This is a genomic window from Paenibacillus sp. PL2-23 (genome assembly GCF_040834005.1).
In the GTDB taxonomy this organism is placed as follows: Bacteria; Bacillota; Bacilli; order Paenibacillales; family Paenibacillaceae; genus Pristimantibacillus.
On sequence record NZ_CP162129.1, the window covers coordinates 2296191 to 2310758 of the forward strand.

Genomic DNA, 14568 nt, shown 5'->3' on the forward strand with positions numbered 1-14568 from the left:
GTTCATGCTCTGTGAAAAATAGTATAATATAAACGTGATTACATCGTAGCCTGAGGAGGGCGTTGTCATTGAAGCTCCAACGAATGCTTGGCATCATCATGCTTTTGCTCAGCCGGAAGAGAGTGGGAGCTCAGGAGCTGGCTAAGCGGTTTGAGGTGTCGCTGCGGACCATATATAGGGATATGGAGTCGATAAACGCTGCGGGTGTACCTATTGCGTCATTTGCCGGAATAGAAGGCGGCTATGAGATTATGCACGAATACCGTATAGAAAGACAGCTTGTCACTCTTGATGACCTCACGTCAATCGTAACGGCTCTTAAGGGCATGCAGTCGACCTTGCAGGATGAGCACTTAGATCAGCTGCTTGCAAAGATGAACGCATTGATTGCCAGGCAGGAACAGCAACGTCTTGAACGAACAGGTGAGCAAATATTAATAGGCTTGAGTCCGTGGACAAGAGTGGCGGCGGACAGGGATAAGCTGGTCGAGCTGCGGCTGGCTGCCAGAAATAGACAAGTCGTATGGTTGGACTATACGAATCCCCAAGGGGACACCGTAGAGAGGGCGGTTGAGCCGATTGGGCTTGCATGGAAAGGAAGCGCATGGTATTTGTACGCCTACTGTCGGCTTAGGAATAGCTATCGGATTTTCAAGCTGTCCCGTATTCGGAAGCTCTGTGTCGACATGGAGGTATTCCCGGAACGGAAGGAGAGGCTGGAGGATTTGGACGCCGACTGGGGGAGGTGGAATGCGGGCTCGTATATGACGATTGTCCTGCGTTTTCATCCAAGCGTCAAAGTGCGGGTGGAGGAGTTTTTTGACTCGGAGGAAATAAAGCTTGAGGAGGATGGATGGCTCCTGGTCAGGTCTGAGTTTCCTGAGGATGAATGGCTTTATAGCATGCTGCTGAGCTATGGTGCAAATGTTCGCGTGCTGGAGCCATTGTCTCTCGCTGACAAAATCAGCAGCCAAGCAAGACGGATTGTTGAAATGTATCTGTAATTTCTATGTAAACCCACATTTCACTGACAATATGCTGTCAGTTGTTTTCCTTTATTCTAAGTCTGCTAGGCTGTTATGAAGCATGAACATTAAACGGGGAGGCTATACTCATGATGTACACATCACTGCAACAATTTATTGCTGATTATTCGAATGAAGCGGAAGGGACGCAAAAGCTGCTGGATTTGTTGACCGACGAAGCTTTAGGTCAAGAAGTGTCTCCAGGCTATCGGACGCTCGGTAGACTGGCTTGGCATATCGTAACTACAGTTCCAGAGATGCTTCAACGCACGGGGCTGCAATTCGATGCTCCTTACGCGCATGCAGAGGCGCCAGTATCAGCAACGGAAATAGCCGCAACCTACAGGAGCGCCGTACAATCCATGCTGGAGGCGCTTCGTTCCCAATGGACGGATGAAACCTTGCAGCATGAGGTCAATTTGTATGGAGACCTTTGGAGGAATGGGTATTCCTTACATGTATTTCTCATGCACGAGGTTCACCATCGCGGTCAAATGACGATCTTGATGCGGCAAGCGGGGTTAACATTGCCTGGCATGTATGGTCCAGCGAAGGAAGAATGGACCGCAATGGGTATGGAAGCTCCTGTTGTGTAGCTTGGAGCTGGGGCTTGATGTTGAGCTTGATTGGACGAGACAGCTTAAGTCAGGCGCTAGTTGAGTAGGGAGTATAGATTTGTGTATAATGGCTATGTTACTAAACAATACGTGGCGAAGTACGCCCCAGGGATTCTGCAATCGCAGCAGAGACCCAGGGGCTTTTTTATTTTATTTTGATCAGAGAGGTGATTAGGATGAGCTGCGAGATTGAGCATGAGAAGTGGATTAAAGGGCACTTAAAACGCCGCGAGGGAGAACGAAAAGATGCGCTTAAGCGGGGACATTGGTGCTACTACAATGTGACCATTTTGCGAGAGTTGAACGAAATATCGTTCAAAGTGACATAGCGGCTGCAAGCCTGCCATGTGAGCGTCCGAATGGGCAGTTTGGCAGTATGATGGGAGTGCGAGCGCTCCAGATCGAGCACCCGCACTCCCATGCACTCCCATGCACTCCCATGAATCACTAACCAATTTGTGAAAGGCCGTTGCTCAAATCCTCCTGAATCAAATCCGCAGTCAGTTGGCCGGAGAGCGTCACCATGGGCACGCCGCCGCCTGGATGCGTGGAGCCTCCTACAAAATAAAGGTTGCTCAGCAGCGAGCTTCGGCTTGGAATTTTGAAGCCGCCGTTCAGCTTGCGGTCGGTCACGACGCCGTAGATGGAACCGCCGTTGGAGCCGTACAGTCGCTGCAGATCATCCGGAATAAACGAATATTCAAATTCAATACCTTGTCGCAGTCCTTCAAGCCCCATTCGCTCCAGCTTGTCCAGCACAAGCTCGCGGTATGACTCCTTGTAGCCTTCCCAGCTTTCTCCAGGCTTGAGCGGAGGCACGTGGGTTAGGATGAACAGGTTTTCCTTGCCGGCTGGCGCTTGCGTTGGATCTGACTTGCTGGATACTCCGATATATATGGTTGGATCCTTGGTCGGTATGCCCTTGACGAATACATCTTGAAATTCCTGTTCGGGATCCTCTGAGAAAAAGAAATTGTGATGCTGCAGCTGATCGTACACCTTGTTAACGCCCAGAAGCAGCACTAAACCAGAGACGGTTGGCTTAAATTTGTCCAGACGGGCAGCCGCTGGCTGAGCCTGCGGGTGAGCGCTCAGAATCGTTTGGTAGGCGGGGATCGCCTCCAGATTGGATACGACGATATCGGCGCTCAGCACAGTGCCGTCAGCAAGCTGGACACCCGTCGCCCTGCCGCCGTCATGAACAACCGCGGCGACCTCTTGACCCGTCAACACCTCGACGCCTAATTGCTGCAGCAGCTTCAGCATGCCGAGAGCAATCTGGTACATGCCCCCTTGGACATAATAGATGCCGAGGCCAAGCTGTACATAGATCAGCTGGGACAGGACAGCGGGGGCGGCATAAGGCGAAGAGCCGATATACATGATGAAGAAGTCAAACAGCTGTCGCAGATGCTTGCTCTTGAAATGCTTGGCCGACATTTGATTCATGGAGCGCAAGGGGTCCATGGCAAGCAGCTCTTTGAGCTTGTGATGGGAGCGCAGCTCGCCGAGGCCGCTCAGGCTGCGTTTGTAGACGCTTTTGCAGCTGATCTCGTACATGCTCTGGCACTCGCTCAGGTAGGCCAGAAATTGACGAGCATCCTCGGACGATACGGCTCGAAGCTGCTCCAGCATGACGGGCAGGTCGCCCGCTACGTCGATGGTTGTCCCATCCTCAAAAAAAGTTCTCCACTGAGGCTCGATTCGGACAAGCTTCATGTAATCGTGAACATTCCTTCCCGCGCTTTCGAACAGCTGCTCCAGGACCCAAGGCATCGTTAAGATCGAAGGGCCTGTGTCGAACTGAAAGCCCGCACCAGAGCGAATATTCAGCTTGCCTCCAGCCCTCTCGTTTTTCTCCAGCACGGTGACTTCATGTCCGTCGGACGCAAGGCGTATTGCCGCAGAGAGACCGCCTAAGCCTCCGCCTACCACTATTATTTTTTTCCTCATTTTTATCCACCTTTCATAGGCTCTCAATAAACTATGAGTTGACATCTTGCCCAACCTTATACAAACTAATATTAATTTACACAAATGTGTATAAGGTTAAACGCTTCTCTCTTAAAAAGGTTTAACGGCAATTGATATTTTTAAAACCTAGCCGCCTTATATTTTTTTCATGCCTCAGATGAAGGGGGCTGAAACGTCTGCAACCAAGGGAAGCTGGCGATACTGGTAGCTAATAGGAATGGGGAGGTGGAGGAAGCATATGATCCTGCAGTCCGCTATTGTGCTGATGGGTTTATTATGCGGCGTACTGCTCATGCGCGGTTTTGTACGGCTCGGTGCCGGCGGAAGGGGTAGTCCTGAGGAGCTGGACACGGGGGCCGCGCGGGTAACGGTCATTATTCCCGCCCGGGATGAGGAAGGCAATATTCCGCGGCTGCTGGAATCGCTGCGACAACAATCGAGACCTCCTGATGAAGTGATTGTGGTCGATGATGGCTCTAGTGATCGGACGGCGGAGCTGGCTGCCGGCATGGGAGCCACAGTGCTTCAGCCTGAGGAGCCTCCCGCAGGCTGGGCGGGGAAAAGCTGGGCTTGCTGGAGCGGGGCGAAGGCGGCGCGGGGCGACTATTTTATTTTTTTGGACGCAGACACCGCTCTTGGCGAAGACGGCATTCGTCAGCTTATGGGGGAATGTATGGCGATGAAGGGCCAGGGGATTCTCACCGTGCAGCCCTTCCACGGCATGGCGAAGCTCTATGAGCAGCTATCCGCTTTTTTCAACCTTGTTGTCGTGTTTGCGGTGGGACCCGGCCATGAAGCTGGTCAACCGAAGCTTACGGGAGATAGGGGGAATCAAGGCGGCTTTGGTCCTTGTCTTGCGCTGTCCAGGGAGCTGTATGAAACGTTGGATGGACATCGCGCAATCGCCGGCAAAGTGCTGGAGCATTATGAGCTCTGCCGGCACGCTTCCTCGCTTGGGGTGCCCATACGGAACAGGCTGGGAGACAAGGGCGTCTCTTTCCGCATGTATCCGGACGGACTGCTGGCGCTGGCGAACGGCTGGGCCAAGGGTTTTGCCGCAGGAGCGGCACGCACCGGCACGTCCCGGCTGCTGGGGGTCGCTCTCTGGCTGTCTGGCGCCGCGACAAGCGCCAGCATGGTGCTTCAGTATGGGGCTGAAGGATGGGGGGCAGAGCTGCTTCTTGCGCTTGCGGCTTATCTATTATTCGCGCTGCAGCTGAGGGGATGGCTAGGCAGAGCAGGGAGCTTTCACCCTCTGACGGCTTGGCTGTACCCCATTCCGCTAGCCTTCTATATGCTGCTGTTTCTCTATTCATGGCTTCGTATTTTTATCCTTCGTAAGGTGTCTTGGAAGGGACGGTCGCTGCACATGGGGAATGGGCGTGATCAGCCTTGATGCTTCAGCTTCCGGCTTATGGTGTATGGCTTGCGAATATAGGGGGCTGGCTTGTTATTCAGCTGGGGCTGTCGTACCTGTTCGCCCGCATGCCCGCGCATTGGTTTCAGCGGCCTGACGTTGTATCCCCGAGCGAGGTTGCCTTCTACGAGCGAACGCTTCGTATTCGCCTCTGGAAGGATAAGCTGCCGGATGGCGGAGGGCTGTTCAAGGGTGGCTTTCCCAAGAAGCGCCTCCTGAGCCGCAAGCCCGAATACCTGCGGACATTCGCTGCGGAGACGAAGCGAGGGGAGTGGAATCATTGGTGCGCGATGGTGCCGGCGCCCTTGTTCTTCATCTGGAATGAGGCGCTCGCCGGCCTGATCATCATGCTCTATGCCTTTGGCGCCAACGCTCCATTTGTTGCGGTATTGCGTTATAACCGCTATCGGCTGCAGCTTATGCTGCGCAGCATAGCGGAATAGAGAGGAGAATATTCGGACGATGTACACGATCAAACAAGTGTCCGACATGCTGGGTATTCCAGCTGTAACGATTCGCGCGTGGGAGAATCGTTATCAGGCTGTCGTTCCCAATCGAACGGAATCCGGTTATCGGCTTTACGGCGCCGATCAGGTTGAGGAATTAAAGTGGCTCAAGGATCAAGTCGATCACAAGGGTCTATCCATTCGCCAAGCTGTTCAGCTGCTGGAGCAGCATCGCAATCGAAGAGGGACTGCCGCACCGGGCCATGCCTATCAACGGCCTGAGCCCGCTTTGACGGAGGGGCATCAGGAGCATCTGGACCAGCTGTACGATCTCCTCATCCGGTTCCGGACAGAGGAGGCTCACAATCTAGTTGAATTAGGTTTTACGATGTTCGGTTACGAGGCTATGGTGTATAAGGTGCTCGTGCATCTGATGGTACGTGTTGGCGACGCCTGGGAGCAAGGCATCGTGTCGGTTGCGCAGGAGCATTATGTCACGCAATTTGTCATTCAGCATTGTTTTCGTTTTTTTAACGTATTCCCGATTAACCCCGCTCTGCCTAAGGCCGTATCCTTCTGCCCGCCCGGTGAGCAGCATCATGCGGGACTGCTTATGTTTTCGCTTTTTCTTCGGAAAAGAGGGCTTGAGGTGCTTTATCTGGGTCCCGATACGCCGGAGGACGGGCTGCGCTCGATTTTCAACTCGGAGAACATCGATCTGGTATGCCTTTCGTTGACTGACCGCAAGCTGCAGGGGCAGACGCTGACGTTCATCGACAGACTTGTTAATGGCATGACCCAGCTGGAAATTGTGCTGGGCGGACATGGCTTCGAGGGTGCGCCCGAGCCCTACGCGTCCTGGCTGCTGCCCCCTGCTATGGAGGCGTGGGAGCAATGGTTGAACGAAAGGCTGAAGGCGGTTCATTAGGGTGCTGAAATTCAAATCTTGCGACCTCATCATTCATTTTGTATAATGTTTGTATAATGTTTCGGAATGGAGGGCATGAGATGAACAAAAGCAAAGTCGCTGTTATAGGAGCTGGGCCAGGCGGACTTGCTGCTGCCATGCTGCTAAGCGGCCAAGGCTACGAGGTAGACGTCTACGAGAAGCAGCCGTTTATTGGAGGCCGGACTTCGCGTCTGCAGCTGGGCGACTATCAGTTCGACCGCGGGCCTACCTTTTTTATGATGCCGCATTTGTTGGAGGAGCTGTTCCAGAGTGTGGGGCGCTCGCTGCACGACTATGTAGAATTGAAGCGTCTGGACCCGTTGTATCGGCTTCGCTTCGGAGAGGTCGACTTCTGCCCCACCACAGATCGCGAAGAGATGGCGGAGAGGGTGGAGCGTCTGTTCCCGGGAAACGCGGACGGCTACCGGCGATTCATGAAGGAGGAGAGCGAGAAATTCAGGCGGGTATCGCCGCTGCTCCAGCGCCCCTTCGCCAAGCCTTCGGATTATTTGGCTCGCGAGGTGTTCGCCGCACTGCCCAAGCTGCACGCGACGGACACGGTATACAATCGATTGTCCCGGTATTTCAAGGACGAAAGATTAATTTACGCCTTTACGTTCCAGGCCAAATATTTGGGCATGTCCCCTTGGGAGTGTCCCGGCACATTTACCATGCTGTCCTATCTGGAGCATGAATTCGGATTGTTCCACCCTATCGGCGGCGTAAATCGGGTTTGCGAAGCCATGGCGGAGGTGATAACAAGCTTCGGCGGCCGCGTTCACACCTCTGCTGGCGTTCGGCGCGTATTGACGAAGAGCGGCAAGGCCGTCGGCATTGAGCTTGGCAACGGGGAGCGTTTCAGCTATGACCATGTTGTGATTAATGCGGATTTCGCTACTGCGATGAATACGTTGTTCGAGCCCGGCCAGCTGAAGAAATATACGCCAGAGAAGCTTGCCGCCAAAAAATATTCCTGCTCCACCTACATGCTCTATCTGGGTGTGGACAGGAAGGTGTCGCTGCCTCAGCATACCATTCTGTTCGCAGATGATTACCGGCGCAACGTGCACGATATCATGACGGCCCAAACCTTGTCCAAGGATGCGTCGGTCTATCTGCATCACCCCGGCGCTGCGGATGCCACGCTTGCTCCAGAAGGGAAAAGCGCATTATATGCCCTGATGCCCGTACCGAACTTATCGGGGAAGGTAGACTGGGAGCAGCAGGAGGAGGAAGCTCGCGCGATTGTCATGGAGAAGCTGGAGCAGCTGCCGGAGCTGAAGGGCCTCTCCTCCGATATCGAGGTAGAATCCGCATTAACGCCTATCGGTTGGAGGGATTCATTCGGCGTTTATCGCGGCGCAACCTTCAATCTGGCCCATACCTTGGATCAAATGATGATGTTAAGGCCGCATAACCGGTTCCAGGAAGCCGCCAATTGCTGGCTGGTCGGCGGAGGGACGCATCCCGGCAGCGGGCTGCCCACCATTTTCGAATCGGCTCGCATTAGTGTAGGCCTGCTGATGGAGCAGGACAGGAAGGCATCGCTGCGATCCGGCAAGGGCTTTGGGCTGAGCAGGCTGAAGCGGGAGAAGGAGGCAGTCCTATGAGCAAGAGAGCCGCGTTTGTCGGAGGCGGCGTAGGGGCAATGACCACGGCGCTTCTGCTGACCCGTCAGGGCTATCAGGTCACCATTTACGAGAAATCGGCACGACTTGGCGGGCGATTGGCATTCCAGGAGGGACAAGGCTATAAGATAGATCAAGGGCCGACCATCGTGCTGCTGCCTGACATGCTGCTGGACATACTGGAGGAAGCGGGCATCGAGCGTTCACGGCTTCCGCTTCTGGCCTGCGATCCCATGTATAATATCCATTATTCTGAAGGGACGGTGCTGCGCAAGCATCGAAGCGTCGAGCGCATGGCGGAGGAGCTGGAGCGAGTATTCCCAGGCGAAGCGGCAGGGTTCCGACGTTACATGGAGGAGACAAGAGAGCTGTTCCTGCAGGGGAAGCGCTCATTTCTGGATCAGGCCTTTACCCGGAAAAAGGATTTCTACACCTGGCGCAACCTCTCGCTGCTGATGAAATTCAAAGCGTATAAGAGCGCCAGGTATTATGCCTCCCGCTATTTCAAGGATGAACGCCTGTTGGATGCTTATTCCCTTCAGACCTTGTATATCGGCGGCGTGCCTGAACGCTCCCCAGCCTTGTATACGCTTCTGCCGTACGCGGAGCATGAATATGGCGTCTGGTACCTGAAGGGCGGCTATGCTTCACTTGTTGACCTGCTGCGAGAGGAGCTGGAGCGCAGAGGGGTTGAGATTCGGACGAATACAGCCGTTGAGAGACTGCAAGTGAAGGATGGCCGCTGCAAGGGCGTTAGGGTGATGGGCTGCGAGGAGGCTTTCGACACCGTTATCTACAATGGAGACTTTCCGCACTTGCACAGCTTGCTTCCGGGTGAGAGCAAGCCTCCCGCGAGACGTTATGAGCCCTCTACGGGCTGCACGCTGCTCTATCTGGGCTTGGGAAGGCGTTATGAGCATGCGGCTGCGCACCAGTTTTTTCTTCCTCCGTCGCTGTCCGACAGCCTGCGAGAGATGAGTGAAAGCGGCATGCCGCCGGAGAAGCCTTCCTATTATATCTTTTATCCCACTGCTATTGATCCCGAAGCGGCGCCGGAAGGGGGAAGCGTCATGTATGTACTGATTCCGTCGCCTCCCCAAGGCTCCTTCAACTGGAAGGAAGGCGCGGCGGCGCTTGCGGAGCGCGTTCTTGCCGATGCAGAGCGCCGAGCGTTCCCTGGTCTGCGAGAGGCTGTTCAATGGCAGGACATTCGCACGCCCGAGGACGCCGCTGCGGACGGCTTGTACCGGGGAGGCAGCTTTGGCATTGCGCCAACCTTGAAGCAGTCAGCCGTATTCCGTCCACAGATTGTACCGTATGAAGAAATCAAGGGCCTGTACGCGGTAGGCGCCTCTATCCATCCCGGTGGAGGCATTCCCATCGTCATGCAAGGCGCCAGGCTGCTGGCAAACCAATTGGCAAAGGAGAGTTGTTCGCATGTTGACCGCCGAATATCTCGCGAGCTGCGAGAAGATGATTCGCCAAGGATCCTCCACATTCCATAAAGCGTTCGGGTATTTGCCAAGTCCAAGAAGGGAAGCCGTCTTCGTCATCTACGCATTCTGCAGAATGATCGATGATTCCGTAGACGAGCCGGATCGTTCCCCTTACACCATTGACGAGCTTGAGGAACTGTTCACCTCCTTGGAGACCGCCTCCGGACACTTCATCTGGCCGTCGCTTCGTTGGCTGTTCGAAAGCTTTCCCGTTACGAAGACGCCCTTCCTTCGGCAGATGGAGGGCCAGCGCAAGGATTTGATCCTTACCCAATACGATTCCTTGGAGCAGCTGGAGCAATATTGTTATCTGGTGGCGGGCACCGTCGGCGAAATGCTGCTGCCTGTACTGCATGACGCGCCTGACCAGGCTGTGTCGGAAGCTGGCATCTCGCTTGGCAAAGCGCTGCAGATTGTGAACATTGTACGGGATATTGGAGAAGACAAGGGGCGAGGCCGGCGCTACGTTCCGCTGCAGTGGATGGAGGACTCCGGCTACACGCTGCGCGATTTCGAGCAAGGAACGGTTAATGATGCATTCCGTTCGCTGATTGATCGGCTGGAGCGGCTTGCAAGGGAATGGCTGGAGCAAGGGCTGCATGGCATCGAATCTTATCCGGCGTCCAGCGGCTTCTCCGTAGAGCTTGCGGCTAGGTATTATGCGGCGATTCTGGACGAAGTGAAAGCGATGGATTATGCCGTATACCGCAAGCGGGCTTATGTGGGGTCTTTTGCCAAGCTTAGATTGTACCGGGCTATGAAGCGCAAATACAGCGAGGAAGGCGGCGCCGAGTCGGGCGGAGCTGTATCGGCGTTATGAGCATTCGTTATTTGTTCTGGTTCTGGTACGCGGTAGGGCTCCTCATGATGCTGACGACAGGCGTGCCGGAGTGGCTGGCGTTCTCCAACGGGCTCTTTCTGTTGTTCTATGCGCTCTACGCGCTGGAGATTGAAGCGGGGCTCGGAGAGCCGCGCGGAAGAAGGCTGACTCGCGCCGCGTGGGTAGCCGGCATTACGTTTCTAGTTGAATATATTGGGGTGTCTACAGGCTTCCCGTTTGGCGAATATGCTTATACGCCAGTGCTTGGTTGGGCCGTAGGAGGGGTTCCCTTAGCCATTGCCTGCGCCTGGGTCGGCGTTATCATGAACGCAGTTGTCCTCTCGGAGCAAAGCTCCCGATGGAGACGCGCCGTTATGGTTGGATTATGGGTAGTGGTGTTCGATCTGGTGCTGGACCCTGTTGCTTACGCCAAGGATTTCTGGATATGGGAGCACACAGGCGGTTACTTTGGAGTGCCTGCGACGAATTTCGTCAGCTGGTTCGTCATTGCGTTTGTTGCGTCTCTTGCCTTCCCGGTTCGCTCTGCGCCGTATCCCGTTCGCCGGAGCTCCGCAAGGCTGCTCCAGGGCATGCTGCTTATGTTCGGCTTGCTTGGACTGAAGGAGGGCATACCCGCAGCCTTATTCATTGCGATCGGAGGCGCTGTTGCCGCGGAAGGGGTGCTGCGATTTGATCTTGCCCGAGCGAAGCGAAAGGTTCATCCGTCTGTTCGCGTTTTATAATGATAAATATTTGCTGCCCAAGCATTTGCATGCGGTGGCCGTTCAAGGCTCATTGGTTCCAGAGACCTCGAACGGTCCGTCGCTATATATCATGAACCACAGCTCATGGTGGGACGGTCTGCTTGCTTTCTATGCCTTCACCAATCTATCCGCTCCTGGACAGGAGCATTATATTATGATGGATGAAAAGCAGCTCTCGAAATTTCGTTTTTTCCGCAAGCTGGGCGCGTTTTCGGTGGACAAAACCTCTCTCAGGGGTGTGCTGGAGTCGCTTGACTTCGCGGAGAAGCTGCTGCGTGCCGGACATCATGTGTGGATATATCCGCAAGGAGACATCCGGCATCAGGAGGCGCGTCCGATGAGCTTTCAATCCGGTGTGGGCTACTTGCTGGAGCGCTGCGGGAACGCCATAGTGAAGCCGGTGACGGTATATTATGCGCTTGGACAGGAGCAGAAGCCGATCGCAACTTTATGCTTCGGCAAGGAGCGGTCGGAGGACTGGGCTGGAATGGGGAGGAGAGGCGCGACCGAGGGGCTCCGGCTATGCTTGGAGCGCCAGCTGGATGAGCATCGTGCCAGCTCCATTGCCGCAGACGGCGGAGTCATGAACGGCTATCGCGTCATGGTTCGGGGGAGCGGCTCGACCAGTGAGCGCTTCGACGGCTTCAAGAGGAGGATGGGGCGATGGTTTTCTTTTTTTGGCTCATAGCCTGTATGCTAGCTGCCCAGCTGCTGTTCGTGCTCTGGAATTTGTCTCAGCTGCCCAAGCTTGGACGATGGAATACGTCTACGGGCTCAGCGAAGCTGTCGGTGCTGATACCAGCCAGGAACGAAGAGGAGCGAATTGGTGCCTGCCTGCAGTCGGTGTCGGAGGAGCCGCTGGACGACATGGAGGTACTGGTGCTGGATGACCGCTCCACCGATGGCACGGCAGAGCTTGTGAGGCGGGCAGCGGAGGCCGATTCCCGCATGAAGCTGGTGCAGGGCCAAGAGCTGCCCCCTGGCTGGACGGGGAAATCCTATGCCTGCCATCAGCTGGCGGAGGCGGCCTCAGGAGATTGGCTGCTGTTCCTGGATGCAGACGCGCGCCTGGCGCCTGGCGCAGTGGCTTCTGCCATGGCGGGTGCGGCTCGACAGGGCAAAGGGATGATTACCGGCTTCCCGCTGCAGCGTACGGCGACTTGGCTGGAGAAGCTTGTTGTGCCTATGATGATGTTCACCATCGCCTGCCATCTTCCCATTCGGCTTGTCCGCCATTCGCGAGATGCCAGGTTTGCCGCCGCGCACGGCGCGTTTGTGCTGGTGCATCGCGACAGCTACCGCAAGGCGGGTGGACATGCCGCCAATCGGGGCCATCTGGTGGATGACGTGCAGCTGGCCAAAGCGATGAAGGAGGCGGGCGAGCCGCTGACGCTAGCCGATGTCAGAGGACTGGTGTCGATGCGGATGTACGGCAACGCCCGTGAGGTATGGAACGGCTACAAAAAAAATATGTTTGCGGGACTGGGGCGCAGCCGAGCCCTGCTCTTAACCGTCGTTGCTGCTTATTCCGCTATGTATCTTGTCCCTCCGGCCGCCGCGCTCGCGGGCGGCTTATCCCTGCTTGCCGGGGGAACGGACATAGGGGTCTGGCTGCTGCCGGCGATCGTCTGCTGGCTGCTTGGCATGGCTGTCAAAGCCGTGGTGGATGTGAAGAACGGGCAGCCCATATGGCTGTCGGCGCTGCTTCCGGCAAGCATAGCGGCTTTATGCGCAATTGCTATCGCCTCTTGGTGGTCGGCGGGCCGACAAGGCGGATACGAATGGAAGGGGAGGACCTATTCCTAATGAACAAGGTTATTGTTATTGGCGCCGGCATAGGCGGGCTGTCCACTGCCATTCGTCTGACTGCTCTGGGGTATAAGGTTACGGTAGTGGAACAGCAGCCTTCCGCCGGCGGCAAGCTTCAACGCGTTGAGGAGGGCGGCTACCGATTCGATCGAGGTCCCAGTACGATTACGATGCCTCAGGCATTTCAGCGGGTATTCGAATCTGCGGGGAAGCGAATGGAGGACTATTTGGACCTAACTCGTCTGGAGCCTGGCACAAGAAACGTATTCGCTGATGGGACCGTTGTGGATTTCACCAGTGATCGTTCTGCCATGGAGGAGCAGATCGCTGTGTTCAGTCCCAAGGACGCGCTGGCTTATCGCTCCTTCATGGCGGAATCCAAGGAGCTGTTCGACATCTCGGACCGCTTGTTTCTGAATCATCTTCTTACGGACTGGAGAAGCAAGGCGGACCCTCGTCTCTTGGCGGGGCTGCTAAGGGTCAGGCCGCTTACATCGCTTCATCGTCTGCTTCGCCGGTATTTCCAGCATCCCAACACGCTGGCCATGTTCGGCCGATATGCGACGTACGTCGGTTCTTCGCCCCGCCAGGCGCCGGCGATCTTCGCCATGCTTCCGCATTTGGAGCAGCAGCTTGGGGTGTATCATGTGAAGGGCGGCACGTATCGTCTTGTTGAGGCGTTGCGGACGCTTGCGCTGGAGCTGGGCGTGGACTTTCGGTACGGGGTGAAGGTGACGGCGATACGGTCGAACGGCCGAAGGGTTGTCGGGGTCGGCACGCAGGAAGGGGAGCTTGCCGCTGATATCGTTGTGGCCAACGGCGACCTGCTGTCCATCTCGCAGGAGCTCCTGCCCGGGAAGGAGCGGCCCTCTATGCCTGACCGGAAAATTCAGGCTATGGAGCCTTCCCTCTCCGGCTTCGTTGTGCTGGCAGGGGTGCGCCGAAAGTATAAGAAGCAGCTGCTGCAGCATACGGTATTTTTCCCTGAGTATTACGAACTGGAATTCGAACACATTTTCCATCAGCAAAAACCGCCCGCCGATCCTGCTGTTTATGTTTGTCATTCCGGCTATTCGGAGCCGGGCATGAGCCCGGAGGGGGGGAGCAATCTGTTCCTCCTGGCGAATGCGCCCTATACTGGCGGCGGCCATTCGTGGCAAGGCTTTGAGAAGCTGTACGCGAAGCGTCTGCTGAAGACGTTGGAGCGCCGCGGGCTGGAGGGCCTGACGGAGGGGCTGGAGGTCATGCAGACCTATACGCCGGAGCAGCTGCAGAGGGATACCTCGGCTTATCGAGGCGCGATCTACGGCATTTCCTCCAATTCTGCGCGGCAAACGTTTTTCCGGCCGTCGAATCGTGGCGATCTCAGCGGCCTTTGGTTTGTGGGCGGGACCACACATCCAGGCGGCGGAACTCCGCTGGTGGCACTGTCAGGGCTGTTGGTCGCAGATGAGATAGCCAAGCGGGCGTATTGACAAATGACCAGTTATATTTCAGATGTTGATTTGGCGGCTCCCTTCGGGAGTCGTCTTTGTTTTGCTAGGATAAATCTATCATGTAAATTGGCTAGAAAGATTGTCTAAACCTGTCGAGCGTGATAGACTAGGTCTAGCGACTATCTTC

At 55.6% G+C, this 14568-nt stretch carries 13 protein-coding genes; 12 read left to right on the plus strand and 1 reads right to left on the minus strand.

All coding sequences use genetic code 11. The annotated features are described in order from the left end of the window. Nucleotides 1–68: 68 nt before the first annotated feature. Together AB1S56_RS09565 and AB1S56_RS09570 are read left to right on the plus strand one after the other, a co-directional pair. Nucleotides 69–1004: a YafY family protein gene (locus AB1S56_RS09565; RefSeq protein WP_340872092.1), complete on the plus strand. Its 936-nt coding sequence runs from the start codon at nucleotides 69–71 to the stop codon at nucleotides 1002–1004. 113 nt (nucleotides 1005–1117) lie between these two features. Then, nucleotides 1118–1621, plus strand: a complete 504-nt coding sequence (locus AB1S56_RS09570) for a DinB family protein (protein ID WP_340872116.1) — start codon at nucleotides 1118–1120, stop codon at nucleotides 1619–1621. 468 nt (nucleotides 1622–2089) lie between these two features. Here the strand turns inward: AB1S56_RS09570 and AB1S56_RS09575 are convergent, their stop codons facing one another. Next, nucleotides 2090–3595 (minus strand): phytoene desaturase family protein, encoded by a 1506-nt coding sequence (locus AB1S56_RS09575; RefSeq protein ID WP_340872091.1) that lies wholly within the window; start codon nucleotides 3593–3595, stop codon nucleotides 2090–2092. Nucleotides 3596–3854: 259 nt separating this feature from the next. Between AB1S56_RS09575 and AB1S56_RS09580 the strand changes: the two genes are divergently transcribed. The 10 genes from AB1S56_RS09580 to AB1S56_RS09625 all read left to right on the plus strand — a co-directional run bounded on the left by AB1S56_RS09580 (nucleotide 3855) and on the right by AB1S56_RS09625 (nucleotide 14420). After that, nucleotides 3855–5012, plus strand: a complete 1158-nt coding sequence (locus AB1S56_RS09580; protein WP_340872090.1) for a glycosyltransferase — start codon at nucleotides 3855–3857, stop codon at nucleotides 5010–5012. After that, nucleotides 5012–5476, plus strand: a complete 465-nt coding sequence (locus tag AB1S56_RS09585; protein WP_340872115.1) for a glycosyl-4,4'-diaponeurosporenoate acyltransferase — start codon at nucleotides 5012–5014, stop codon at nucleotides 5474–5476. The genes AB1S56_RS09580 and AB1S56_RS09585 overlap by 1 nt, the downstream gene beginning before the upstream one ends. 19 nt (nucleotides 5477–5495) lie before the next feature. Further along, nucleotides 5496–6407: a MerR family transcriptional regulator gene (locus AB1S56_RS09590; protein ID WP_340872089.1), complete on the plus strand. Its 912-nt coding sequence runs from the start codon at nucleotides 5496–5498 to the stop codon at nucleotides 6405–6407. A gap of 80 nt (nucleotides 6408–6487) precedes the next feature. Beyond that, on the plus strand, nucleotides 6488–8038 hold the full coding sequence (locus tag AB1S56_RS09595) for a phytoene desaturase family protein (RefSeq protein ID WP_340872088.1): 1551 nt from the start codon (nucleotides 6488–6490) through the stop codon (nucleotides 8036–8038). Further along, nucleotides 8035–9561, plus strand: a complete 1527-nt coding sequence (locus AB1S56_RS09600) for a phytoene desaturase family protein (protein ID WP_340872087.1) — start codon at nucleotides 8035–8037, stop codon at nucleotides 9559–9561. Before AB1S56_RS09595 ends, AB1S56_RS09600 begins: the two co-directional genes overlap by 4 nt. Continuing rightward, nucleotides 9494–10372 carry a phytoene/squalene synthase family protein gene (locus tag AB1S56_RS09605; protein WP_340872084.1) on the plus strand — a complete coding sequence of 293 codons (879 nt, stop codon included), beginning with the start codon at nucleotides 9494–9496 and terminating at the stop codon, nucleotides 10370–10372. The genes AB1S56_RS09600 and AB1S56_RS09605 overlap by 68 nt, the downstream gene beginning before the upstream one ends. Next, nucleotides 10369–11115, plus strand: a complete 747-nt coding sequence (locus tag AB1S56_RS09610; RefSeq protein WP_340872082.1) for a carotenoid biosynthesis protein — start codon at nucleotides 10369–10371, stop codon at nucleotides 11113–11115. The genes AB1S56_RS09605 and AB1S56_RS09610 overlap by 4 nt, the downstream gene beginning before the upstream one ends. After that, complete coding sequence (locus AB1S56_RS09615) at nucleotides 11063–11824, plus strand: lysophospholipid acyltransferase family protein (protein WP_340872081.1); 762 nt, start codon at nucleotides 11063–11065, stop codon at nucleotides 11822–11824. The genes AB1S56_RS09610 and AB1S56_RS09615 overlap by 53 nt, the downstream gene beginning before the upstream one ends. Next, entirely contained in the window at nucleotides 11800–12942 is a 1143-nt protein-coding gene (locus AB1S56_RS09620) for a glycosyltransferase family 2 protein (RefSeq protein ID WP_340872080.1), read from the plus strand. Before AB1S56_RS09615 ends, AB1S56_RS09620 begins: the two co-directional genes overlap by 25 nt. Continuing rightward, nucleotides 12942–14420 carry a phytoene desaturase family protein gene (locus AB1S56_RS09625; protein ID WP_340872079.1) on the plus strand — a complete coding sequence of 493 codons (1479 nt, stop codon included), beginning with the start codon at nucleotides 12942–12944 and terminating at the stop codon, nucleotides 14418–14420. Before AB1S56_RS09620 ends, AB1S56_RS09625 begins: the two co-directional genes overlap by 1 nt. Nucleotides 14421–14568: the final 148 nt, after the last annotated feature.